Origin of the sequence: Anoxybacteroides tepidamans (assembly GCF_014201465.1) — a bacterium.
Taxonomy (GTDB): domain Bacteria; phylum Bacillota; class Bacilli; order Bacillales; family Anoxybacillaceae; genus Anoxybacteroides; species Anoxybacteroides tepidamans.
Genome location: NZ_JACHEP010000030.1, coordinates 1 through 25859 on the forward strand (window position 1 = coordinate 1; position 25859 = coordinate 25859).

Annotated in this window: 24 protein-coding genes; 23 read left to right on the forward strand and 1 reads right to left on the reverse strand. The window is 42.0% G+C overall.

Going from position 1 to position 25859, the window contains the following annotated elements; all coding sequences use genetic code 11:
- The first annotated feature begins 372 nt into the window (after window positions 1-372).
- The 12 genes from HNQ34_RS15845 (at window position 373) to HNQ34_RS15900 (ending at window position 14959) form a co-directional block, all read left to right on the forward strand.
- A complete protein-coding gene (locus HNQ34_RS15845; RefSeq protein ID WP_183256313.1) occupies window positions 373-1950 on the forward strand; it encodes an HD domain-containing phosphohydrolase in 1578 nt (525 codons plus the stop codon).
- Window positions 1951-2129: 179 nt separating this feature from the next.
- A complete protein-coding gene (locus tag HNQ34_RS15850) occupies window positions 2130-2936 on the forward strand; it encodes a PP2C family protein-serine/threonine phosphatase (protein ID WP_183256315.1) in 807 nt (268 codons plus the stop codon).
- Window positions 2937-3387: 451 nt separating this feature from the next.
- A complete protein-coding gene (locus HNQ34_RS15855) occupies window positions 3388-3708 on the forward strand; it encodes an STAS domain-containing protein (protein WP_246364272.1) in 321 nt (106 codons plus the stop codon).
- The gene (locus tag HNQ34_RS15860; RefSeq protein ID WP_183256319.1) at window positions 3709-4545 is read left to right on the forward strand and encodes a PP2C family protein-serine/threonine phosphatase; all 837 of its coding nucleotides are present in this window, start codon (window positions 3709-3711) and stop codon (window positions 4543-4545) included.
- Between the two features lie 6 nt (window positions 4546-4551).
- On the forward strand, window positions 4552-6669 hold the full coding sequence (locus HNQ34_RS15865; protein WP_183256321.1) for a FapA family protein: 2118 nt from the start codon (window positions 4552-4554) through the stop codon (window positions 6667-6669).
- Window positions 6670-6691: 22 nt separating this feature from the next.
- Window positions 6692-7003, forward strand: a complete 312-nt coding sequence (locus HNQ34_RS15870; protein WP_312856145.1) for an STAS domain-containing protein — start codon at window positions 6692-6694, stop codon at window positions 7001-7003.
- A 595-nt stretch (window positions 7004-7598) separates the two neighbouring features.
- Window positions 7599-9623 (forward strand): methylmalonyl-CoA mutase family protein, encoded by a 2025-nt coding sequence (locus HNQ34_RS15875; RefSeq protein WP_183256325.1) that lies wholly within the window; start codon window positions 7599-7601, stop codon window positions 9621-9623.
- Window positions 9616-11811 carry a methylmalonyl-CoA mutase gene (scpA, locus tag HNQ34_RS15880; protein ID WP_183256327.1) on the forward strand — a complete coding sequence of 732 codons (2196 nt, stop codon included), beginning with the start codon at window positions 9616-9618 and terminating at the stop codon, window positions 11809-11811. The genes HNQ34_RS15875 and scpA overlap by 8 nt, the downstream gene beginning before the upstream one ends.
- The gene (meaB, locus tag HNQ34_RS15885) at window positions 11808-12920 is read left to right on the forward strand and encodes a methylmalonyl Co-A mutase-associated GTPase MeaB (protein WP_183256328.1); all 1113 of its coding nucleotides are present in this window, start codon (window positions 11808-11810) and stop codon (window positions 12918-12920) included. Before scpA ends, meaB begins: the two co-directional genes overlap by 4 nt.
- A gap of 45 nt (window positions 12921-12965) precedes the next feature.
- Window positions 12966-13397, forward strand: a complete 432-nt coding sequence (locus HNQ34_RS15890; protein WP_183256330.1) for a BrxA/BrxB family bacilliredoxin — start codon at window positions 12966-12968, stop codon at window positions 13395-13397.
- A 55-nt stretch (window positions 13398-13452) separates the two neighbouring features.
- Window positions 13453-14403 carry an aromatic acid exporter family protein gene (locus HNQ34_RS15895; protein WP_183256332.1) on the forward strand — a complete coding sequence of 317 codons (951 nt, stop codon included), beginning with the start codon at window positions 13453-13455 and terminating at the stop codon, window positions 14401-14403.
- Window positions 14404-14461: 58 nt separating this feature from the next.
- Window positions 14462-14959: a L,D-transpeptidase gene (locus tag HNQ34_RS15900; protein ID WP_183256333.1), complete on the forward strand. Its 498-nt coding sequence runs from the start codon at window positions 14462-14464 to the stop codon at window positions 14957-14959.
- 296 nt (window positions 14960-15255) lie between these two features.
- Here the strand turns inward: HNQ34_RS15900 and prli42 are convergent, their stop codons facing one another.
- A complete protein-coding gene (gene prli42, locus HNQ34_RS15905; protein WP_183256335.1) occupies window positions 15256-15351 on the reverse strand; it encodes a stressosome-associated protein Prli42 in 96 nt (31 codons plus the stop codon).
- Between the two features lie 161 nt (window positions 15352-15512).
- On the opposite strand from prli42, the gene mce reads away from it, so the two are divergent.
- The 11 genes from mce to gndA all read left to right on the forward strand — a co-directional run bounded on the left by mce (window position 15513) and on the right by gndA (window position 25630).
- Window positions 15513-15938: a methylmalonyl-CoA epimerase gene (gene mce, locus HNQ34_RS15910; protein WP_183256336.1), complete on the forward strand. Its 426-nt coding sequence runs from the start codon at window positions 15513-15515 to the stop codon at window positions 15936-15938.
- Window positions 15935-17485, forward strand: a complete 1551-nt coding sequence (locus HNQ34_RS15915) for an acyl-CoA carboxylase subunit beta (protein WP_183256337.1) — start codon at window positions 15935-15937, stop codon at window positions 17483-17485. Before mce ends, HNQ34_RS15915 begins: the two co-directional genes overlap by 4 nt.
- A 111-nt stretch (window positions 17486-17596) precedes the next feature.
- Window positions 17597-18715, forward strand: coding sequence for a tripeptidase T (locus HNQ34_RS15920; protein WP_183256338.1), 1119 nt, complete (start codon window positions 17597-17599; stop codon window positions 18713-18715).
- Between the two features lie 82 nt (window positions 18716-18797).
- A complete protein-coding gene (locus HNQ34_RS15925; RefSeq protein WP_183256339.1) occupies window positions 18798-19256 on the forward strand; it encodes a chemotaxis protein CheW in 459 nt (152 codons plus the stop codon).
- A 135-nt stretch (window positions 19257-19391) separates the two neighbouring features.
- The gene (locus HNQ34_RS15930) at window positions 19392-19550 is read left to right on the forward strand and encodes a teichoic acid D-Ala incorporation-associated protein DltX (protein WP_183256340.1); all 159 of its coding nucleotides are present in this window, start codon (window positions 19392-19394) and stop codon (window positions 19548-19550) included.
- Window positions 19551-19569: 19 nt separating this feature from the next.
- Window positions 19570-21093, forward strand: a complete 1524-nt coding sequence (gene dltA, locus HNQ34_RS15935) for a D-alanine--poly(phosphoribitol) ligase subunit DltA (RefSeq protein WP_183256341.1) — start codon at window positions 19570-19572, stop codon at window positions 21091-21093.
- Window positions 21090-22238: a D-alanyl-lipoteichoic acid biosynthesis protein DltB gene (gene dltB, locus HNQ34_RS15940; RefSeq protein ID WP_183256342.1), complete on the forward strand. Its 1149-nt coding sequence runs from the start codon at window positions 21090-21092 to the stop codon at window positions 22236-22238. The genes dltA and dltB overlap by 4 nt, the downstream gene beginning before the upstream one ends.
- 20 nt (window positions 22239-22258) lie before the next feature.
- The gene (gene dltC, locus HNQ34_RS15945; RefSeq protein ID WP_183256343.1) at window positions 22259-22495 is read left to right on the forward strand and encodes a D-alanine--poly(phosphoribitol) ligase subunit 2; all 237 of its coding nucleotides are present in this window, start codon (window positions 22259-22261) and stop codon (window positions 22493-22495) included.
- On the forward strand, window positions 22492-23670 hold the full coding sequence (gene dltD / locus HNQ34_RS15950) for a D-alanyl-lipoteichoic acid biosynthesis protein DltD (RefSeq protein WP_183256344.1): 1179 nt from the start codon (window positions 22492-22494) through the stop codon (window positions 23668-23670). The genes dltC and dltD overlap by 4 nt, the downstream gene beginning before the upstream one ends.
- A gap of 238 nt (window positions 23671-23908) precedes the next feature.
- A complete protein-coding gene (locus HNQ34_RS15955) occupies window positions 23909-24085 on the forward strand; it encodes a hypothetical protein (protein ID WP_183256345.1) in 177 nt (58 codons plus the stop codon).
- 135 nt (window positions 24086-24220) lie between these two features.
- Window positions 24221-25630 (forward strand): NADP-dependent phosphogluconate dehydrogenase, encoded by a 1410-nt coding sequence (gene gndA, locus HNQ34_RS15960; RefSeq protein WP_183256346.1) that lies wholly within the window; start codon window positions 24221-24223, stop codon window positions 25628-25630.
- Window positions 25631-25859: the final 229 nt, after the last annotated feature.

Here is a 25859-nt window from a genome sequence, read left to right on the forward strand (position 1 = left end):
GTTGTGAAAAAACAGCTCCATGTCGCCTAAGGGGTGCCCTGTTTGTCTCTTTTTAAATGGTAATTATTGTTATCGAAATTGCTCAACTACAGTAATTATTTTTTTAGTGTATTGCCTAACAATTTAACAAACTTTTCATTTCGAAACATTAATTGGTTTCGCTATTTTGTTACAATAGGGATGTATTCGATCGCCGGGTTAATCACATTGGTTACGATCCAGCTTACAGACTCTTTCCCGTTATTTTTGCGCGTATTTTTAGCTATTTGTGCATTTGAATTGACTAATCATTTTCTTTTATCAGGAATATTCCGAACAGTAATGGGGGTTCCTATCTTTCATAATTTTAAGGCAAAAATGCAGGAATTGATTGTGCCTATTCTTGTAGGCATGGTCGTTTTGCCGAAATTATTGGTGAGTAATAGCGCACAGCAGTTAGCTATTGAAGTTGTATATGCTTCCTTTTTTCTAGCCGTTATTATCTTTTTTTCCAAGAAATACATTCAGCAATTTTTTTTACGCCAAGATATGTCGCGTGAAATTGTGCGCCTTTTGGAAAATCGCATTGCTACGCGCATTACGGGGCATGGGACGCGCGTCGGGGCGATTTGCGAAGCGCTGCTCGAAACGTTCGAATATCCTAAGCGCCGGCGGCCTGATTTAGTGCAAATTGCGATTATGCATGATATCGGCAAATCGTTTTTGCCTTCCTATGTATTTGAAAAACGCGGTGCGTTGACGCTTTCCGAGGAAAAAGAATATCAAAGCCACTGTGAAAAGGGTGCTGAAATTATTAAAACGATTTATCCGAAAGGACCGTTTGCCGACTGGGTGTTGCACCATCATGAACGATGGGATGGCAAAGGATTTCCGCAAGGGTTGAAAGGAGAAAAGATTCCGCTTGAATCGCGTATTTTGGCAATTTGCAACCAGTTGGATCATCTGATGGCGCGGCATCAAGATGATGTAACGGTGCACCAGCTGCTTCAGGAGTTGGCAGGAACGGTTTTGGATCCTGAGTTAGTTCAAAAGGTTGATTTAAATGTGATTGCCGAAATTCGTGATACAGTACAGTTTGAAAATTATGTGGCAGCGGAGCAAGAAGAGCGCGAACTCGTAACATTGGAAACGAATCGTAGCACGGAAGGAAAACAGCATATTGGAGAGTCTGTATTATTGCGTTATACAGACCGCCTCATGAATGATACTCATTTATCGTTGCCGGAAGAAAAAATTTCAAAGCTAGCGGAATTTTGCAAACAAAGCAGACAAAAATTTCATGAATTTATCGAGCTTCCGGACAAAACGTATGAAGCCTATTTTTCTCCATACGGCGAGGAAGTTTTTATATTCGTCCATGACTTGACACCGATGTTGGAGTTTAAAAAGAAAACAATGTTGCAAATTTTGCAATCGTATCAAGATGTCATTCGTACATTGTCTAACAATAAAATTCATCTTTGTGTTCAAGAACAAGAATTGTTTGAAAATTTAGGGGATTATATCGATTCGATGCCGATAAAAAATGTCACCGATGTTCCGCGCAGCCGAAATTTTGTTTCACAATATGTCTCTAACTATCGTGTCACAAGATCGAAAATGGAAATATTATTAGCCGTTAGCGAAGCAACAACGAATTTGATTAAACATGCGACAGAAGGAGAAATTTCTTTATTTTCCAAAAGTGATGTATTTCAAGTGTTGATTACAGATAAAGGTTCTGGCATTCCGTTGCACGAGCTTCCAAAAACCATTTTAGTTTCAGGTTATAGCAGCAAGCGTTCTCTCGGAAAAGGATTTTCATTAATGAGCACATTGTCCGAAAGGGTTGCGGTATATACGTCGTCTCATGGCACGAAAATTCTCTTGGAGTTCGCTTGTCAGTCGAATATAAATAATATAGACTCTAATGGAGAAAACAAAGATGTAATCAATACTTTAACCTCCTAATTTCGGGCAATTCTCTATACGCTTATGGTGCAAAACATCAGGGAATTGCCTATGTTTTTATGTTAGTGGATAAGACGGATGCATCTAAAATTTTGGTGTTTAAAAAAGTGGAGCTGATTCGGCACGTTTACAATCCATTATTAATGCAATTTAGAAAACGTTTAAGGAGATGTTATTTAATGAACTTCGTTAAGGATCCATCCGTTTTCTATTCGAAAATTCCCGGCAAAAAACAAATGATGGATAGAACATTAGAGCGCGAAATATATTTAGCAAGAAATATCCAGATGAAGTTGTTAAATGGAAAGATTCCTAAATTTGAAGGCGGCGAAGTGCTAGGTTCTTCTCTTCCAGCGCATCTCATTGGCGGAGACTATTATGATTTTTATTTATTGGCAAATGGGAAGATTCGTATTGTAATAGGGGATGTTATGGGGAAAGGAATTCCAGCTGCTATGTTAATGATTTTAACAAGAGGTGCTTTTCGAAGTGCAGCAGAGAGCACAGACAGCCCAGGGAAAACGCTCGCAGCGATCAATCAAGCATTATATGAAGACTTACGAACATTAAGAGCTTTTGTCACGCTATTTTGTGCTGATTGGGATCCGAAAACAGGTGTATTGACGTATGCGAATGCGGGTCATCTTTTACCTTTATTTATCAAAGGAAAGAAAAGAACGGTAAAAGAAATTCCTAACGTCACTGGAACGATGATCGGGGGACTTCCAAATCAAGTGTACAAAGAAGAGTCGATTCAGCTAGAAGATAACGATATGATTTTCTTTTACACTGATGGTATTTTAGAGGCACAAAACCAAAATGGTGATCAATATAAAAGAGATCGCCTAATTGATGCATTATTAAGTAATATTGATAAAGGAATAAAAGAAATTGGGCAATATGTTATCGAATCGGTGAATAGGTTTACGCAAGGCGCACCTCAAAAAGACGATATTACCATGGTATTGTTAAAGATTGGAGAGTAAATTGAAATACTCTCTTTTTTATTTTTATTGATATCGTTTTGTAAAAAGATTGTGACACAGCTGCCTATTATTTTTTAGGAAAAAAGTTGCGGGGAGAATTAAACAGTAAAATACAATATAAATCCTATTATGTTAAAATTTTAAAATTTATTTTTTAATAAAAAAGTCGAAAAACGTGTGTAACATGTCATTTTTTCGTGTTAATCAGCACTGATTGCTGTCTTAAAGACGCGATCAGTGATTAGACAAACAAAAAACGAAAAATTATAATTCAAAAAAAAGAAAAAATTATACATTTAAAATAATATTATAAGTGTATTTTAGTTCGGTATTCAATTTTTTCATTGCGCATAGAGTGATCGTGTCCACTATTTTGAATTGGAAATGGTGTGATTAATTATCAGATATTTCTGACGTATAAAAATTGATTTGTTTCTCAAAGGGGGGGATCATGTTGGAACTAACGGTTCAAAAGGAGCATTCAGATCGAACGATTGTCTTAAATGTTAAAGGAATTTTAGATATATCTACTGCTCATTTATTTGAAGCTTATATTCAAGAAATCGAAAACATTGAAGAGCTAATTATTGATTTTTCAAATTTAGAGTTTATTGATTCGACTGGTATTGGCATGATTATGGAAGCGATCTATTTATCACAAGAAAAGCAATTTATCATTAAATTAAAGGGAATTGACGAACCTATTCACAGCATTTTAGAAACGGTCGGTTTATTTAAGGTGTTAGAAGCGGTTCAAGGAGAGGTAGTCTAAATGTATGTAAATGAGTATCGACGTATTTGCGAACTAACATCTTCCAATGATCATTCGATAGATGAAAGGTTAGAAAGAGAGATTAAGTTAGCGAGAAATATCCAAGCGAAACTGCTAAATGGTTTCCCACGCATCAATGGCGCGGAAATACAAGGAATTTCTATTCCGGCAAGATTAATAGGCGGAGATTATTATGACTTTTATCGTTTGGAAAATGGAAATATTCGAATGGTCATTGGCGATGTCATGGGGAAAGGAATCCCGGCGGCTATGTTAATGATTTTGACGCGTGGTGCCTTTCGTAGCGCATCCGAAAGTACAACAAGTCCTGCGGAAACACTAGCTGCTATGAGCAAAGCTCTTTACCAAGATTTGCGATCATTAAAATCGTTTGTTACTTTGTTTTGTGCGGACTGGAATCCGATAACTAATGTTCTTACGTATGCAAGCGCAGGTCATAATATGCCTTTGTTTGTAAATGGAAAGGAAAAAAAGATTGTCGATCCCCCTAAGGCGTCAGGTGTTATGATTGGCGCCTTTTCGAATCAAGTATATGAAGAAAAATCGGTAAAGCTAGAAGAAAACAATATGATTTTCTTTTATACAGACGGTATTGTTGAAGCTGAAAATAAAAATCGGGAACAATTTAAACATGAACGTCTCATTAATATTTTGTTAGAACATTCACATAAAAGTGTAGACGCAATCAAAAAATATGTTGTTGAAGCGATTCATCGATTTACTGAGGGAGTTCCGCCAAAAGATGATATTACAATGGTCATACTGAAGATTCATCAAGAAAGTAACACGATTTCCTTTATCCATTCAAAGGAGTAGATCGGAATGGGACAAACGATTATTGCAAAAGGACGTAATATTGATGAGGCGATCAATGTAGGATTAAAAATTCTAAAAAGCGCTCAAGATGACGTATTAATTGAAATTATTCAAAAAGAGACAAAAGGAATTTTAGGCATTGGTTTTAAACCAGCGATTGTAAAATTAACAAAAATACAAGATCAGAAAGAGAGGAAGGATAGTGCGGAGAATGTTGAAGATATAATAGAAGATCTGTTATTGAATTCACATTATTCTTCGATTGAGAGCAATGAAAAAGAAGAGTCCGAAAAACTAAAAATTGAGAGCAACGCAAAAGAAGAGTCCGAAAAACTCAAAATTCAAGAGCCGCTTTCTCAAGACGATCTAGAAGGAAAAGTATGGGTAGAAAACGGAAAAATTTTTTGCAAATCTTCCCCTTTACATTATCCAACCATTACGATTGGAAAAGGTGTTCAACTTTTTAAAAATAATGAACTTGTCACCGGTACAACAGTTGTAACAGAAACTGATCAATTTGAAATTAAAGTAAAGGAAGAAATCATAGAAACGAAGTGGAATATAACGATCGATCAAGAAAAATTAAATGTGGTTTTGCATGTAGAACCGGGAATGAAAAAGAGCTTTGTCATCAAAGATATCGCGCCTGATTATCATATTGAATTGAACGCAGAGGAACACGTTGAGATTCGAAATGATCTTGAATATAAACAAATTTTGCAGGAACTTGAAGCATTAAATGTTACTCGAGGATTTGATTTTGTCGAAATTAGAAATGCAGTGAATACGAACAAAGCAGGTAGCTTTGTTATTGCAACAGGTGTTAAACCAAAAGAAGGAAAAAATGGGTGGGTTGAGTTAAAGGTTAATATAGATAGCCAACAAACAGGGCCAAAACTTCGCGAGGACGGTACAGTCGATTTTCGTGAGTTAAAAAACATCTCGACTGTGAATAAAGGACAAGTAATGGCGATCGTTCATCCACCTGTTCCGGGAATACCTGGTATAACAGTGACGAATGAGCTGATTCCAGCTCAGCCGACTTATCCTGTTAAGGTTCAGCTAGGAAAAGGAGTAACAGCCATCGAAAATGGTACAAAAATTGTTGCCGTTGAAACAGGCCGTCCCCATATTGAGCAAAAAGGAATGTTAGTAAAAGTATCGGTAATTGAGAAGCTCATTCATCAAGGTGATGTAGATATCGCCTCAGGTAATATTCGTTTTAAAGGTGATGTAGATATATTAGGAAATGTTGAAAATGGAATGATTGTTGAAGCTGAAGGGAATATTACGGTGTTGAAAAACGTTAATCGAGCGAATGTGGTCGCGAAACAGGCGATCATTATCGGGCAAAACGTAATTGGAGGTACCATATCTTCAGGAGAATCTAACCCGCTTGTTTTAGAGTTAACTCACTTATTAAGCATTATTAAAGAACATGTTGAAAGATTAATTGCCTCTATAAAACAATTAATGGCCACTTCAGCCTTTAAAATGACCGATTTGAAACAAAATGGCTTGTTTCCATTAATTCAGCTATTGTTAAGCCATAAATTTCGTTTATTAGTGACGACGATTAAGCAATATATAGAGGTTAGCAAAAAAGGAAGTCAGTTACTAGATCAAGACTGGATGAACCTTTCGGAGCAACTTCGGCTTTGTTTCTTTTCACGTGTTCCTAACGAGTATCATTCGTTGGAGCAACTTACAAGATTGCTAGAAGATATAGGAGAGATAATAAAGAAAAACGACATCGAAGGTAGCCAAAATGGATATATTCAGCTATCCTATGCATTAAATAGCAAAATATATTGCAGTGGCGATATAGAGATTATAGGACAAGGATGTTACAATTGCAAAATCCATGCAGGAGGCTCATTAAAAATTAAAGGATTAGTGCGTGGAGGAGAGATTTATGCGCGGCTAGGGGCAACAATTAAAGAGACTGGTTCAGAGTCCGGAGTTCCGACGCGCATCATTGTTCCATCTGACCAAACGGTTAAAATCGAACTTGCGAGAGCAGAAACGGTTATACAAATTGGAAAGGTAAAATATACTTTTCAAAAAGATCAGCACTTTATTGAAGCTTTTTTGAATGAAAAAGAACAAATCGTTTTTCATTAACAGAGCGAGGAGGAGATGCCGGGTGTTTTCATATGAATGCGTTCAAGATGGACAGAATGTAACGGTTTCCTTTAAAGGAGATTTAGATATTGAAGTGACCGAGACGATGGAAGAAATTATAAAGAAGCTGCAACCTTTTCAGTATGTTCATATCAACTTGGGAGAAGTTCCTTTTGTCGATTCTACAGGCATTGGTTTACTCATCCATTTAGTAGATACATTGAAACAAGAAAATAAAGATGTCACGATTTCGCACATACAGCCGGATGTAGAGGAAGTATTTAAAATCATTCAGCTGAAAGAAATATTAGGCGAGGAGATTTTTGCAAGATAAATGGGAATCAAATAAACCGCTCGTACATGTTTTTTGTCAAGCGTCTATGGCACGTTGCCAATGTTTTATTAAAAATAAGGTTCAGACACCGAATCTGAACCTTATTTTTTATACGCACATTTTTGGGCGGCTGTGCCACTTATCCATCCGTCATTATACAACAATGGATGATTGCTTTTGCACATCAGGCGTGTTGATTAACCATTAACAACCAGTTGACATCGCTCTATTGCTAGCTTTTCTGCCGTAGTCGGCAAGCGGTTCGCTTGCCGACTGGGAGTATCGGCGTTCTTGTTCGAGGGAAGAGGCAGAAAAGCTTGTGTTCAGCCATATGATTCTGTGTTTTTTAGTAAAATAATGGATAATCAACACTCGTGTTTGCACATTTTACAATGCATCTGCAGAGATTCGCAAATCCGTTCAACCTTTGCCGTCACTTGCCGCTATTTCAACCAGAAATGGTCGCTCAAACGTTTTTTTGTTCATTGCCCGCGCGGTTCATATATACTACAATAAATGTGTAGCAAGTGTTTTAAAAATTGAAAAGAAAGCGCTTTAAAATGGGGAAAAGGCATACAAAGGGGAGGGATTATTTGTGGCGGATCTTTCGACAATGAAAAACGTGTCATTTCCGATTCCGAGTGATGAGGAATGGAAAGAAGAAGTGGAGAAATCGTTAAAAGGAAAACCGATTGAAAAATTGCACTCGATGACGTATGAACAATTGCAGCTCAAACCGATTTATACAAGACGAGATCTTCAACCGCTTCAGCTTGAACAATATCCAGGCTTTCCAAGCTATGTGCGCGGGACGGAGCCGAATGGGTATATCGGCAAGCCGTGGGCGGTTAGCCAGGAGCTTTTTGCAGCAAGCCCAAATGAATGGAACGAAATCGCTAAACACGATCTAGCAAGAGGACAAACGGAAATTCATCTTGTGTTAGATCGGCTCGGATTTATCGTTTCTTCGCTCGATGATTTAGAAGAGATGTTCTCCGGTGTTTCAATTTCCGACTATTCGCTTCGCGTTGATGCAGGAGCATGTTCTCTTTCGTTTTTGTCGCTGCTTGTTGCCTATTTGCAAAAGCAACAAATTCCGCTCGATACGTTGCGCGGCACGGTCGGCATGGATCCGCTCGCGGCACTTGCAGAAAAAGGCAAGCTTTCGATATCGCTTTCTACGTTGTATGATGTCATGGCCGATGTCACAAAATGGGCGAAAGAACATATGCCTCACATGAAAACGATCATCGTTCATAGCGAACCGTATCATAATGGCGGGGCGAATGCGGTGCAAGAATTGGCATTTGCATTTGCAACGGCAGTCGAATATATGAGCGAATGCCTTGAACGCGGGTTGATGATTGACGAAGCTGCGGAGCGCATCAGCTTTTCATTTGCAATCGGTTCGAATTTCTTTATGGAAATCGCTAAGCTTCGCGCCGCCCGTCTCATTTGGTCCCGTATCGTTCAGGCGTTTGGCGGAAACGAACAGTCGCAAAAAATCGCGATTCATGCGCGCACATCCCATTTTACGAAAACGGTGTACGATCCGTACGTCAACATGCTTCGGGCGACGGCAGAGGCGTTTGCGGCCGTAGTCGGGGGAGCGAGCAGCATCCATGCTTCTCCGTTTGACGAAGCGATTCAACCGGCCGATGAGTTTTCGCGGAGAATTGCCCGCAATACGCAGCTGATTTTGCTGGAGGAAGCGCATATTGGTAAAGTGATTGACCCAGCTGGCGGCTCATATTATGTGGAAACATTAACGGCACAAGTCGCCGAAGAAGCGTGGAAGCTGTTCCAACAAATCGAAGCAAAAGGCGGCATGACAAAAGCGCTTGAAGAAGGATTTGTGCAGGCGGAGGTCGAAAAAGTCGCTAAGTTGCGCGAACAAAATGTGAAAATGCGCAAAGAAAAAATTGTCGGCACAAACTTTTACGCTAATTTAGCAGAACCGCTGGCGCAACAACGCAGCGCTTCTGAGCAGCCGCTCGATGAGGTGCATGGCAACGAAGTAAACGTTACATTTAGCGGAATATCATGGATGCAAACAGCTGTTTCTTTCGCTCAACGTCGAGCGACCGCTCAAGACATAAACGCCGCATTGGCCACGGCCGGCCCTTCGATTCCGATTCAGCCGATTCGGCAATGGCGCTTGGCCGAGCCGTTTGAACAATTGCGGCAAGCGGCGGAGCATCACCTCGAAAAGCGCGGGAAACGTCCGACCGTGCATTTAATTAATCTTGGCGCTATCGCACATCATAAAGCGCGCGCCGACTTTATCACCGGCTTTTTTGAAGCAGGGGGATTTGCCGTCGTCAAAAATGACGGCTATATGTCGAACGACGATGCGATAAAAGGAGCTTTGGAAGCGGAAGGGACGCACTATATCATTTGCGGAGCAGACGAAAGTTATCCGGAAGCGGTCCCAGCTATTGCGAAAGCATTAAAAAGCGCAAATCCGCCACGCAACATATACGTCGCTGGAAAACAACCGTCTGAAATCGAAACAACATTTGTTCAAGCGGGAGTGGATGGGTTTATTCACATCGCTTCAAATTGCTATGAAACGCTTGTGGCGTTTATGAAGGAGATGGGGGTGGCTCTCGATGAGTAGAAAGGTCGATTTTACGAACGTGTCCTTGCATGTGCCGAGAGAGCGTGTGAACGAGCAGCAGTGGAAACAGGCGATCGAAGAAAAGTTGAAAGCATCGATCGATGATCTTTTATTCCAAACAAACGAACAAATTGCGATCAAACCTTTATATACGCAAAAAGATATCGAAGGATTTGATTTTCTTGATTATATGCCAGGCATTCCGCCGTATTTGCGGGGGCCGTATCCGTCGATGTATGTCAACCGACCGTGGACGATTCGCCAATATGCCGGCTTTTCGACGGCAGAAGAAAGCAACGCCTTTTATCGCCGCAATTTAGCGATGGGCCAAAAAGGCCTTTCGGTCGCGTTTGACTTGGCGACACACCGCGGGTATGATTCCGATCATCCGCGTGTCGTTGGCGATGTCGGCAAAGCGGGAGTGGCGATCGACTCGATTTTAGATATGAAAGTTTTGTTCGATGGCATCCCGCTTGACCAAATGTCGGTATCGATGACGATGAACGGTGCGGTATTGCCGATTATGGCGTTTTATATCGTCACAGCTGAAGAGCAGGGCGTGACGCAAGATAAGCTGTCCGGAACGATTCAAAACGACATTTTAAAAGAATATATGGTGCGCAATACGTATATTTATCCACCAGAAACGTCGATGCGCATCATCGCCGACGTTTTCGAATACACGTCAAAATACATGCCAAAGTTCAACAGCATCAGCATTTCCGGCTATCATATGCAAGAAGCAGGCGCACCGGCCGACATCGAATTGGCGTATACACTTGCAGACGGGTTAGAGTATGTGCGTACAGGCTTAAAAGCCGGCATTGACATCGATTCGTTCGCACCGCGCCTTTCGTTTTTCTGGGCGATCGGTATGAACTATTTTATGGAAGTTGCGAAAATGAGAGCAGCCCGTATCATTTGGGCAAAAATGATGAAAACATTCAACCCGAAAAATCCGAAGTCGTTGGCGCTTCGGACGCATTCACAAACATCAGGCTGGAGCTTAACGGAACAAGACCCGTTCAATAACGTTGTCAGGACATTGATCGAAGCTCATGCGGCCGCGATGGGACATACGCAGTCGCTCCATACGAACGCGCTTGATGAGGCGATTGCGTTGCCAACCGATTTCTCCGCGCGCATTGCCCGCAATACGCAGCTTTATTTGCAAGATGAAACAGGCATTTGCAACGTCATTGATCCGTGGGCTGGTTCTTATTATGTCGAAACGTTAACGAACGAGTTGATGAAGCGGGCGTGGAAGCATATCGAAGAAATCGAAAATCTCGGTGGGATGGCGAAAGCGATTGAAACAGGCCTTCCGAAAATGCGCATTGAAGAAGCCGCGGCAAGACGGCAGGCGAAAATTGACTCCGGAGCGGAAACGATTATCGGTGTGAACAAATATCGTCCGGAAAAAGAAAAGCCGATCGACATTTTAGAAGTCGACAATACGGCAGTGCGGCTGCGGCAAATTGAAAAATTAAAACAGCTGCGCGCTTCTCGCGACGAAGAGCGCGTGCAGCGAGCACTAGATGCCATTACGAAAGCGGCGGAAACAGGCGAAGGAAACTTGTTGGAATTAGCGGTCGAAGCCGCGCGCGCCCGCGCAACGTTAGGTGAAATTTCGTATGCGATTGAAAAAGTGGCGAAGCGCCATAAAGCTGTTATTCGCTCGATTAGCGGCGTTTACAGCTCCGAATTTACGAACGAAGAAGAAATTGCGCGCGTGAAAAAAATGACCGATGAATTTTACGAGCTAGAAGGGCGCAGACCGCGCATTATGATTGCGAAAATGGGGCAAGACGGCCATGATCGCGGTGCGAAAGTGATTGCGACGGCATTTGCTGATTTAGGGTTTGACGTCGATATCGGACCGCTTTTCCAAACGCCGGAAGAAACAGCGCGGCAAGCGGTCGAAAATGACGTGCACGTCGTCGGCATGAGTTCGCTTGCGGCAGGGCATAAGACATTGCTGCCGCAACTCGTTGAAGAATTGCGCAAATTAGGCCGCGAGGACATTCTCGTTGTCGTCGGAGGCGTCATTCCGCCGCAAGATTACGAGTTTTTATACGAGCATGGAGCGGCGGCGATTTTCGGGCCGGGAACGATCATTCCAACGGCGGCGGAAAAAGTGTTGCAAGAAATTTATAAGCGACTCGGGTATGAGGAAGTGACAAAATGAACGATGAACGAACATCTCGACCAGAGTGGGTGCCCCGTGAGCATGCCGATGAGTTTGCAACGGCGTATGTAAAGGGAAGTGACGAGCCGTCCCAAACGGCGGCAGCGAAGCGGTGGGTGAAGCGGAAAGAACGCTCCGTCGCGGAATATGTTGAAGGCGTATTAAACAATGACCGGACGATTTTAGCGCAGGCGATTACACTAGTTGAAAGCAACGCCGCCAAACATATGGAGATGGCGCAACAAATATTGAATGCGCTTCTTCCTCACATCGGAAAGTCGATTCGCATCGGTATTACCGGCGTGCCGGGAGCAGGAAAAAGCACGTTTATCGAAGCGTTCGGGCAGTTTTTATGCGAAAAAGGGCATCGGGTGGCCGTTTTGGCGGTCGACCCGAGCAGTTCGATTACCGGCGGCAGCATTCTCGGTGACAAAACGCGCATGGAAAACTTGGCGCGCCATCCGCATGCGTTTATCCGTCCGTCGCCATCGGGCGGGACGCTTGGCGGCGTTCACCGGAAAACGAGGGAAACGATGCTTTTATGCGAGGCGGCGGGGTATGACATCATCTTGATTGAAACGGTCGGCGTCGGGCAGAGCGAGTTTGTCGTGCGCGGCATGGTTGATTTTTTTATGCTTTTGGCGCTCACAGGAGCCGGGGATGAGCTACAAGGAATGAAAAAAGGCATTATGGAGCTTGTCGATGCGGTCATCATTAATAAAGCGGACGGAGACAATAAGCCGAAAGCGCTGGCGGCAAAAGAAGAATATAACCAATTTCTCCATTACTTGCGTCCGGCAACACCAGGATGGGAAACGAAAGCATATACGTGTTCGGCGCTTCACGGTGAAGGAATTGCGGACATTTGGCGCGTCATTGCAACATTTGTTACGGTTACAAAACAATCGGGGGTGTTTGAAACACGTCGCCGCCATCAATTAAAAGATTGGGTTTACGCGATGATTAAAGATTATTTAGAAACGAGTTTTTTCGCCAATCCGCGTGTGAAAGAAAAATTACCGCTCATTGAAAACCTTGTCATGTCGGGAACGAAAGCGGTCACAGCAGCGGTGCAAGAACTAATTGCTGCATATGAGGGTAGGGACTAACGAAAAAATATGGTACGATAAAAGAAACGGACAGGAGGTGTGAACATGTTTCAATTTCAACTTTTTAACGATATCGTCGAGCAGGCGCGCAGAGAAATAGTCGAAGCTGGATACGAACAATTGCGCACGCCGCAAGAGGTAGACGAAGCATTTAAACGAAAAGGAACGACGTTGGTGATGATTAATTCTGTTTGCGGCTGCGCCGGCGGCATTGCACGTCCAGCAGCAGCGCATGCGATTCATTACGATAAGCGTCCAGACTATCTTGTGACAGTTTTTGCTGGACAAGATAAAGAAGCGACGGCAAGAGCGCGAGAATATTTTGAAGGCTATCCGCCGTCTTCTCCGTCATTTGCGCTGTTAAAAGACGGAAAAATTTGCACGATGATTGAGCGCCATGAAATTGAAGGGCACGAGCCGATTGCGGTCATTCAAAAACTGCAAGCCGCCTTCGATCAATATTGCGATGAAGTGTAAAGAAGCCCGCATTTTCGGCTTCTTTACCTTTGGGCAAAAATGAGGGATACAAATTATGCTGAAAATTGGATACCGCACTGCCAAAACGGCCATCGGCACAGCGCTTTCGATTAGCATTGCCCAATGGATCGGCCTTCATAATTTTGCGTCAGCTGGGATTATTACGTTGTTGTGCATTCAAGTGACGAAAAAGAAATCGCTGCAAACGGCATGGGCGCGTTTTGTCGCCTGCATTGTAGCGATCGTGTTTTCGTTCGTCTTTTTTAAAGGAATAGCCTACCATCCATTAACGATCGGGTTATTGCTTCTCTTATTTATTCCGACGACAGTTCGCCTAAAAATAACAGAAGGGATCGCTACAAGCTCGGTTATTATTCTCCATTTTTATGCGGCAAAACAGTTTACGATGCAAATGGTTGTGAACGAACTATTGCTGATTATCATCGGCATTGGTGTAGCCCTTATGGTGAATATGTATATGCCGAGCGTCGAAAACGAGCTGAAAGAATACCAGCGCATTATCGAAGATTTATTTCGCATTATTTTTAAAGAAATCGTGAAATATTTACGAACGAACGAAAGCGATTGGGACGGAAAAGAGTTGATGGTAGCAGCAAACATTTTACAAAAGGCGAAGTTAGCGGCATTACGCAATGTGGAAAACCGTTTTTTGCGAAATGAAGAAGGGTATTACCATTATTTTCGCATGCGGGAAAAGCAGTTCGAAATTGTGGAACGAGTATTGCCGCTCGTCACATCGCTTACATATACGGTGGAGCAGCGCAATGTCATTGCTGATTTTATCGATGAATTGAGCGATGCGATTCATCCGGGCAATACAGCGGATCGGTTTCTTCGCCAATTGAACGAGATGAAAAAGCGGTTTGAGACGATGCCGCTTCCGAAAACGCGCGAAGAGTTTGAAGAGCGAGCGGCGCTGCTTCATTTAGTAAAAGAGCTAGAGCAATATTTGCTCATCAAAAGCCAATTTCGCTCCGCAAAATAAAGTGCATGCCGCTTGCCCTTTTGCTTTAAACTATAAAAAAAGCAAAGGGTGACATTGTATGCGACTATTATTGGCATTTATGTTGATCTTTTCTTCATTTTGGCCGACGGTGACATCAGCGGTCCGTCAACCGTTCATCATTGTGAACAAAACGACCAATCAGCTTGCCTTTATTCGAAACGGGAAATTGGAGTCGATCTATCCCGTGGCGACGGGCGTTACGACCGCATTAACACCAGAAGGGTTGTTTACTGTCAAAGTGAAAGCGAAAAATCCATATTACCGTAAGAAAAACATCCCAGGCGGTGCACCGAACAATCCGCTCGGAACGAGATGGATCGGTTTTGATGCGTATGGCACAGACGGCCGAACGTATGGGATTCACGGGACGAACAACCCGCAATCGATTGGAAAATATATTACGCAAGGGTGCGTGAGAATGCACAATCGCGATGTCGAAGCGTTATATGAAAAAGTTCCGATCGGCGCGAAAGTATTGATCGTCCGCAGTAAAGAGCCGTTTGCTTTGATTGCCAAAAGGTATGGGGCGCTCTAACTCTAACAAAAGAGGGGTATGACAGCTAAAACAAATTTATAAAAATATACAAAAACTTCTTGATATAATAAAGTGGCGAATAAAATTTTATAAAATCCATGGATTAGCGCCACATGCGATCATGGATATGTACCCACACGTTAGTGGGGAATTGAAGCCTTGGAGTGCCACATGAAACGAGAGTAGCTTCGGCGAAATCGGGTGCGATGGACAAGGAAGGAAGCATAGGTCTTTATAAGTTTTTTATAAAGCCTTATAAGTCTTCTGTAATGGGCGATATAAAGTCGCCCTTTTTATCAAAACCACATGCTAATGCCTGTTAAAATCGTTGTGAGCAACATCGAACCGAGCATTAAATACACAATAATTTTTTGCGTCTTTTTGCGGGACATCAACATTTCCTCCCTATCAAAAAATATGGTCATTTATCATTGTATCGCCATTTTTCATCACAAACAAGCGAAAAATTCATGAAGGTATTAGCAGGATTTTTTGTCGAAAAGTCGAAAATACATAGTGTTTGTGAATCTTTGCAGCAAAGGGGATCGGGCGGATGAAAGCGAAAAAAATTGATCATATTGGCATTGCTGTAACATCGATCGAGAAAGCGTTGCCATTTTATGTAGATATATTAGAGCTGGAGTTGCTCGGCATTGAAGAAGTCGAGTCAGAGAAAGTAAAAGTGGCGTTTTTAAAATTGGGAGAATCAAAAATTGAGTTGCTCGAACCGACTGCGCCGGATAGCGCTGTGGCGACGTTTATTGAAAAGCGGGGAGAAGGCATCCATCATGTCGCGCTCGGTGTTGATGACATTCAAGCGCGCATCGACGAATTAAAAACGAAGGGGATTCGCATGATTCATGATGCAGCGAAAACGGGAGCTGGCGGAGCGCTTGTCGCGTTTATGCATCCAAAATCCGCTCACGGCGTTTTATATGAACTTTGCGAAAAAACGGGCGCGGGGGTGCAGCAAAAATGACAGATATGTACGATAAAATTAACGAGCTGTATGACCGTCGTCGCGAAATTGAACTTGGCGGTGGCGACGATAAAATTGAAAAACAGCATGCGAAAGGGAAGCTCACCGCTCGCGAACGCATCGCTTTACTTTTAGATGAAGGAACGTTTGTCGAGCTAAATCCGTTTATTGAACATCGCTGTACCGATTTTGGTCTTGAAGGAAAAAAAGGACCGGGTGATGGCGTTGTGACCGGATACGGCAAAATGGACGGCCGGACGGTGTTCGTTTTCTCGCAGGATTTTACGGTATTTGGCGGGGCATTAGGGGAAATGCATGCAAAAAAAATTGCCAATATTATGGATTTAGCGGCGAAAACAGGTGCGCCTGTTATCGGCTTGAACGATTCAGGGGGCGCGCGCATTCAAGAAGGCGTTTTATCGCTTGACGGGTACGGCCATATTTTTTACCGAAACGCGATTTATTCTGGTGTCATTCCGCAAATTTCGGTTATTATGGGACCTTGTGCCGGCGGCGCCGTCTATTCGCCGGCGATTACCGATTTTGTGTTCATGGTGGAAAAGACGAGCCAAATGTTTATTACCGGTCCGAAAGTGATTGAAACGGTGACAGGTGAAAAAATAAGTGCCGAAGATTTAGGCGGTGCGCGCGTTCATAATACGATTAGCGGCAATGCCCATTTTTCCGGAGCAACGGAAGAAGAAGTGCTTGCACAAGTGCGCCGATTGTTAAGCTACCTTCCGCAAAATTGCCAGGAAAAGCCGCCGGTTGTCCCTGTACCAGATGATGACGATTACCGCCCGGATTTAGCGGATGCGATTCCGGTTGATGCGGTAAGACCGTACGATGTGCGCAACGTCGTGCTGCAAGTCGTCGATGAAGGGTCGTTTATGGAAGTACAAAAAGATTTTGCGAAAAATATTGTCGTCGGTTTTGCCCGCATTAAAGGAGAAGTCGTCGGGCTTGTTTGCAACCAGCCGAAGTTTATGGCCGGCGGTCTTGATATCGACTCGTCTGATAAAGCAGCGCGGTTTATCCGTTTTTGCGATTCGTTTAACATTCCGATTATTACGTTCGAAGATGTCACCGGCTTTTTCCCTGGCGTTAAGCAAGAGCATGGCGGCATTATTCGCCACGGCGCGAAAATTTTATACGCCTATTCGGAAGCGACCGTGCCGAAAATTACGGTTATTTTACGGAAAGCGTATGGCGGGGCGTATGTTGCTTTAAACAGTAAATCGATCGGCGCCGATGTCGTGTACGCATGGCCGAACGCGGAAATCGCGGTGATGGGGCCGCAAGGGGCAGCGAACATTATTTTTGCCAGCGAAATCGAAAACAGCCCGAATCCGGAAGAAACGCGGGCGCAAAAAATCGAGGAATATCGTGACAAATTCGCCAACCCGTATGTGGCAGCAAAATACGGCATGGTTGATGACGTCATCGATCCGCGCGATACTCGCATGAAGCTCATTCAGGCATTGGACATGCTGCGCCATAAACAGGAAGAGCGGCCGAAGAAAAAGCATGGGAATATTCCACTGTAATCTTTTCCTCCGCTAACCGCGGAGGTTTTTTGCCTATGACATCTCCGCCGTAATCGTGTATACTTTTTTTATATAGTATTTTTCAATACATATTGTCAGGAGGAAAGTTACATGGTTAACGAGCAACGGTTAATAGATGAATTTTTAGAGCTTGTGCAAATTGATTCGGAAACGAAGTACGAAGGCGAGATTGCGAAAGTATTGAAGCAAAAATTCGAAGCGCTCGGTTTGCATGTCGTCGAGGATGATGCAAAAGCGAAAACGGGTCACGGTGCCGGAAACTTAATTTGTACATTGCCGGCGACAAAAGAAGGAGTCGATCCGATTTATTTTACGTCACATATGGATACGGTTGTACCGGGCAAAGGCGTCAAACCGTCCATTCAAGACGGCTATGTCGTCACAGATGGCACGACAATTTTAGGGGCGGATGACAAAGCTGGTTTGGCGGCGATGTTTGAGGCGATTCGCGTACTAAAAGAACAAAACATCGCCCATGGCACGATTCAATTTATCATTACTGTTGGCGAAGAGTCCGGTCTTGTCGGAGCGAAAGCATTAGATCCTACGCTTATTCAAGCGAAATTCGGCTATGCGCTCGACAGCGACGGCAAAGTCGGCAACATCATCGTGGCTGCGCCGACGCAAGCGAAATTAAAGGTTGTCGTTCACGGAAAAACGGCGCATGCCGGTGTGGCACCGGAACGCGGGGTATCGGCGATTACGATTGCCGCGAAAGCGATTGCGCAAATGCCGCTTGGGCGCATCGATGAAGAAACAACGGCGAATATCGGGCGCTTTGAAGGCGGAACGCAAACGAATATCGTCTGCGACCGCGTCGATATTTTAGCGGAAGCTCGCTCGCTCGTGCCAGAAAAAATGGAAGCGCAAGTGGCAAAAATGAAAGAAGCGTTTGAACGGGTGGCGGAGGAAATGGGAGGACGCGTAGAAGTGCATGTCGAAGTCATGTATCCGGGCTTTAAATTCGGTGCCGGTGATCATGTCGTCGAGGTCGCCAAACGTGCTGCAGCGAAAATCGGTCGCCCGTGCGAGCTTCTTCATAGCGGCGGCGGCAGCGATGCAAACGTCATTGCCGGTTTTGGCATTCCGACAGTGAATTTGGCGGTCGGATATGAAGACATTCATACGACGAACGAGCGGATGCCGATTGAAGAACTGGTGAAAACAGCAGAAATGGTTGTGGCAATTATCGAAGAAGTGACGAAATAAAAAAGAGCATCACTATGTTGGATGCTCTTTATATATGTTGTATCATAATGTATATGGAGTTGGAAGAAGGAGAGAAAGAAACATGAATAAAGTCGTGGTGTTTCAGTTGGATTATGAACAATACGCCATTCCTGTTGAACACGTCGTGTCGATTGAAAAAATGAGCGAGCCGACTGTTATTCCGCACATGCCGGATTATATGGTTGGCGTTGTCCGCATTCGCACAGAATTAGTTCCGGTATTGGATACGATGCGTATCTTATATCACCGCCCATATACCAAAACGGAGAAAACGAGGCTGATTGTTGTTAGCACCGAAGAGTTGGTGGTTGCGTTCATTGTCGATGATGCGAAAGAAATTCTCGATATTCCTGAAGAAGCGATCAAGCAAGTAAACATGCTTGCATATCGGCAAACACCATATTTTATCGGTGTCGCCAATTTGCCAGAGCGGTTAATTACACTTATTGACCCGAATGAATTGTTTGAACGATTAGAAGGAGTGAAAGAGATTAAGGAGCATATGAAAAGTCACCAATAATTGGTGGCTTTTTTGTAGCCAGTGTCAAATATATGTCTAGGTAATGGATGAAAAAGGAAATAAATAAACTTTTATTTTAATTTTAATATATTTTTAACTTTAATATATTATTTTTTTTGAGATAGGAGGGGTAGTATGGGGTTTTTTACAAAAAAATTAAAAGCATTTTTCAATCTATCTTATGTATTTTGGACGATGAGAGTGATGTATTATTTATTTATACTGCTAGGCTTATTAATGATTTACGGGTTTAAAGTGACGAATTCAAGCACTTACATTTATAATGAGTTTTAAATAAATAAGGGGGATTCAAATGGAATTATATACTCAAATAAAAAAGTGGGCACAATTAAAACCAGACTGCGTTGCCATTTTTTCTGATGGACATTATTTAACGTATAGAGAAATTGAAGAATACTCAAATGCACTATCCGTTTTTATATCAGAAAAAATGAAAGGGAGCGATTCTCCCGTCATTGTTTATGGACATATGGAACCACTAATGATAGTATGTTTTTTGGCGTCGGTGAAATCTGGCCATGCTTATATTCCGATTGATGCAAGCATTCCGGAAGAAAGAGTCAAAAAAATTATCGATGATTCAGGAGCAAAATTATTTTTATCGCCTAGCAGCGTTCCGGCAAGTTTGAAATGGCAAGATCAGTTATTTATTATGGACAATGCCGAAATAGAAGATACGATCGCTTTATACAGAGGAGCGGAAACGTCTGGAGACAAATTTGTAAAAGGAGAGCAAAATTTTTATATTATTTACACGTCCGGAAGCACCGGAAATCCAAAAGGGGTTCAAATCACCTATAACAATTTGGCAAGCTTCGTCGAATGGATGGTTTCCGATTTCAGATTAAAAGAACATCAACGATTTTTAAATCAAGCACCTTTTTCCTTTGATCTTTCGGTAATGGATTTATATCCGTGTCTATATTTAGGTGGAACATTATGGACGATTTCGAAAGATTTAATTGCCAATCCTAAATGGCTGTTCCAATCTTTAAAGGAATCGAATATTCATGTTTGGACTTCGACTCCTTCGTTCGTTGAAATGTGTTTAATGGATCAACAATTTTCGGCGGAAATGTTGCCACATTTGGAAACGTTTTTATTCTGCGGAGAAATGTTGCCAAATGAAACAGCGCGCAAATTAAAAGCGAGATTTCCGCATGCGGTGATTTATAACACATATGGACCAACCGAAACAACGGTTGCGGTTACCAGCATCGAAATAAACGAAGAAATTTTAAATGAGTATCCGTCACTGCCGGTTGGAACGCCGAAAAAAGATGTTGAAATTTTTGTGGTGGATGAGAACGGCAATGAAGTGAACGAAGGGGAAAAAGGCGAAATCATTATTACCGGCAAAAGTGTAAGCAAAGGATATTTGCATAATGAAGAACTGACGAAAAAATCGTTTTTCCTCTATCATAACCAACCGGCGTATAAAACAGGCGATGTCGGCTATATGAAAAACGGATTATTGTTTTGCGCCGGAAGGCTTGATTTTCAAATCAAACTGAACGGTTACAGAATGGAATTGGAAGAAATCGAAGCGCAATTAAGAAAGCTTTCGTTAGTCGAAAGCGCTGTTGTTGTGCCCATTTATAAAGAAAGCAAATGCCAATATTTAATGGCAGTAGTGGTGCCAAAGAAACATGACTTTGAAAAAGAATATCAGTTAACAGCCTATTTAAAGAAAGAATTGCAACAGCTATTGCCGGCGTATATGATTCCGAAAAAGTTTGTATATGTTTCCTCGTTACCTATGACAAACAACGGGAAAGCAGACAGGAAAAAAATCGCAAATGAGGTTGGAGTATGATACCGTATTCATCGTTTTCCTTTTTTATGATACTTGCTGTTTTACTGATCCCTATTATCGTGCTCGGTTATAAAGAGAAAAGAAGCATGGTTTATAACTCGTTTGTCCATTTTGTTATTCTTCTTTTAGCGTTTATATCGGAAGTCAATCAATTCGTTTCTTTTATTGTATATATTTTTTGGCAAGTCATATTGGTCAACTGGTACGTATCTTACCGGAAAGAAAAAAACGAAAGCGGTGTCTTTTATGCAGTTACGTTTCTTTCGATTGTTCCTTTATTCATAACGAAACTTCTTCCAGTATTCGAAATCAAAAACGCAGTCGGATTTTTAGGGATTTCGTATTTGACGTTTAAAACTGTGCAAATGATCATCGATATTCGAGATGGGGCGCTAAAAACATTAACGCTGAAGGAACAATTGGCCTTTCTGTTATTTTCGCCGACGATTTCATCGGGACCGATTGACCGTTTTAAACGATTTAAAAAAGATATCGACACCATTCCGACAAAGGAAGAATACCGGCTTCTTTTATATCAGGGGATCAACAAAATCTTTTTAGGATTTTTATATAAGTTTATCATCGCTTACATGATCGATGATCGGATCATCGAAACGCCGTTCATTCAAGGGGATACGCCGCTAGCGACGTTTATTTATATGTATGCTTATAGTTTATATTTGTTTTTTGATTTTGCAGGATATAGCGCGTTTGCCATTGGTGCAAGCTATATCATGGGAGTGAAAACACCGGAAAACTTCAATATGCCGTTTATGAGCAGAAATATAAAAGATTTTTGGAACAGATGGCATATGTCGTTATCATCTTGGTTTAGGGATTATGTGTATATGCGGTTTGTCTTTTTTATGGCAAAGAAAAAATGGATCAAAAATCGCCATGTCATTTCCTACATAGGATATTTTTTGTTATTTTTATTAATGGGGATTTGGCATGGAATGGAACTTCACTATATCGCATACGGACTTTATCATGCGGCGTTAATGATTTCTTTTGATTATTTCGAAAGGATGAATAAACAATTTAACTTTTGGAAGAAAAACAAGGTGACAGACGTCGTTTCCATCATCATCACTTTCCATGTCATATGTTTTGGTTTTTTAATTTTTTCAGGCCGATTATTCTAAAAAATATGGAGGAAGATTAAATGAATATCAAAAATACAGTTCTTGAATTATTGGAAGAAATTTGCCAGGATGACGTTGTAAAAGAAAATTTGGATATCGAATTATTCGAAGAAGGTTTGCTTGATTCGTTTGGAACGGTATCTTTATTAGTTGGGATCGAAGAAAAGCTAGGGATCCATGTCGGAATATCTGAATTTGATCGGGAACAATGGTCTACTCCTAATAAAATTATTACAATATTGGAGAATTGGGCATGAAACGACCGTCATTTAGCCCGCTAATAGCGGCTGCTTTGATTTTTTGTTTCATCATTTTTATACCGAATCAATATCTTTTGCCAATGATTACGGATAAAAAGGTTGAAAAGGCGGCAGTAGACCTAGATTTTGAAATGTTTCAAGGAGAAATTATCCAAAAGAAAATGCTCGAAAGCCCAAAATATTTGCCGATCTACGGTTCGTCGGAATTGTCGAGGCTTGATACATTTCACCCGTCTAATTATTTTAAAGTAAATGCGATCGGAGTTACCCCTTTTCTCGTCGGAAGGGGAGGAATGCAATCGTTTGTTCATTTTCTGAATTTCGCTAATCAAACAGAAGGGTTAAAACATAAAAAGCTTCTGTTTATCCTTTCACCGCAATGGTTTTACCGGCAAGGGGCAACGCAACAATCTTTCAGTGCCAACTTTTCGACATTACAAGCTTATAAGTTTGCGCTAGAACCGAAAGTAAGTGAAAGGTTGCAGATCGAAGGATCCAAACGTTTGTTAACGTTTGATGTTGTGAAAAATGATGCGATGTTAAAGACCTTGCTGGAAGCGAAAATTCATAAAGACAAAAAAACGCAAATGAAGAGTACGATGATCAAACCATTTGCGTTTGCTTTTATGAAAGTATTGGAAAAACGGGACTTATTAGATTCTATTTTCGATGTGCAGTTGACAAAATTGCATCCGAAGCCTTCCCTAATCAAAAATAAATCATGGGATCAATTAGAAAAAAATGCGTATGAAATGGCGAAAGCTAAAAGTACAAACAATCCGTTTTACATCGATGATTTTTACTACAACAAAAGAATTAGGCCAAAAATCGAACAGCTGAGAGGATTTAGGAAAGATTCCAGTTTACTTGTTTCTCCTGAATATCAGGATTTTCAAATGGTGCTTGATGTATTAAAAGAGGCTAAAGCGAAACCTTTATTTGTATCTGTACCAGTCAATGGATATTGGTATGATTACATGGGATTAAGCAAAAAAGAACGGGAAGGATATTATAAAAAAATTAAACAGCAAATCGAAAAAGAAGGGTTTCCGGTACTTGACTTAAGCAGCCACGAATATGACCCGTACTTTTTAAAAGACACGTTGCACTTAGGATATAAAGGTTGGCTGCCGATTGATAAGGCAATTATTGAATTAACGAAACATCCTTGACAGTAAAATGCGTCCAGTATTTATCGTTTGTAATGGGCTCGGGCGATGATGATCGAAAAACAGACCGCTCATTGTGCCGGATGAAGAAGATCCAGTGGGCGGTCACTTGTCCAAACGGATCATGAAGTAAGGGGAAAAGTTTATTTAGGTTTTTGCCTATACATTTTTTCCCTCCACGCATATCCTATGTAGTGAAAATGAAAAAAATTTCACGAAAAATGTAGAGGAGGCATTTTGCATGGACAGACAACAATGGCCATATGGCTCATATCCAGGTTATGGGGGCTATTACCCGCATTATCCGTATGGACATCACTACCCATATCATCCGTACTATCCACATCATTACCATTATCCTCACTATCCGTATTACTCACAATTCCCATACGGTGGTTATCAATACGGAGGGTATTAAAACGATGCTAGCAAGAAGAGAGTCCTTATTGAGGGCTCTTTTCTTTAATAAAAATTTAATCACAAAACTTGAATGAGAAAATGGACTATGGTATGTTCTTTGATGAACAAACAAAAATAGAAAGGAACGTTTCGAATGGCAAAACAACAAATCGGTGTCATTGGTTTAGCGGTTATGGGGAAAAACCTTGCGCTCAATATTGAAAGCCGCGGGTATTCGGTCGCTGTATATAACCGTTCGCCGGAAAAAACGGATGAGTTTTTAAAAGAAGCAGAAGGAAAAAATGTAGTTGGTACATACAGCATTGAAGAGTTTGTCAATGCGCTTGAAAAGCCGCGCAAAATTTTGTTGATGGTCAAAGCAGGCGCGGCGACTGATGCGACGATCGAACAATTAAAGCCGCATTTAGAAAAAGGCGATATTTTAATCGACGGCGGCAATACGTATTTTAAAGATACACAGCGCCGCAATAAAGAGCTAGCAGCGCTCGGCATTCATTTTATCGGCACAGGCGTTTCCGGCGGGGAAGAAGGAGCGTTAAAAGGACCGTCGATTATGCCTGGCGGACAAAAAGAAGCGCATGAGCTTGTCCGTCCAATTTTTGAAGCGATTGCGGCAAAAGTGGATGGCGAGCCGTGCACGACATATATCGGTCCAGACGGTGCTGGCCATTACGTAAAAATGGTGCATAACGGCATTGAATACGGCGATATGCAACTCATTGCCGAAGCGTACTTTTTATTAAAACATGTGCTTGGCTTAAACGCGCAAGAGCTTCATGAAGTGTTTGCCGAGTGGAATAAAGGTGAATTAGACAGCTATTTAATCGAAATTACAGCGGACATTTTCACGAAAATCGATGAAGAAACAGGCAAACCGCTCGTCGATGTTATTTTAGACAAAGCAGGGCAAAAAGGAACAGGAAAATGGACGAGCCAAAACGCGCTCGATTTAGGCGTTCCGCTTCCAATTATTACGGAATCGGTATTCGCTCGTTTTATTTCAGCGATGAAAGACGAGCGTGTGAAAGCAAGCAAGTTATTAGCTGGTCCTGCGGTGAAGCCGTACGAAGGCGACCGCGCGCATTTCATTGAAGCGGTGCGCCGCGCGCTTTACATGAGCAAAATTTGCTCGTACGCCCAAGGCTTTGCGCAAATGAAAGCCGCATCGGAAGAATACAACTGGAATTTACAATACGGCAATATCGCGATGATTTTCCGCGGCGGCTGCATCATTCGCGCCCAGTTTTTGCAAAAAATTAAAGAAGCGTACGACCGCGATCCAGCGTTGCCAAACTTATTGCTTGACCCATACTTTAAAGACATCGTCGAAAACTATCAACAATCGCTTCGCGAGATCGTTGCAACGGCAGCGATGCGCGGCATTCCAGTTCCGGCATTTGCCAGCGCCTTAGCATACTACGACAGCTACCGATTGGAAACATTGCCAGCGAACTTGATTCAAGCCCAACGCGACTACTTCGGTGCGCACACATACGAACGCATCGACAAAGAAGGCGTGTTCCATACGGAATGGTTGAAATAAACGAACCCCCTAGGGCAAGTGGCTCTAGGGGTTTTATTGTTTTTATAATGTTTAACTATAGGGAGGTTAATTTGTTAAAATATTATAAATTTTTAAATAAATTATTGACATGTTTTGCTTTTTTTTTTAGAATATACTGTAGTTGAGCAAATTTACTAACATAAATTTACATCCAAACAAAAAAGGAGACATGAACCCGACTCCTTGGTTAAAATAGATGTGCTAACCA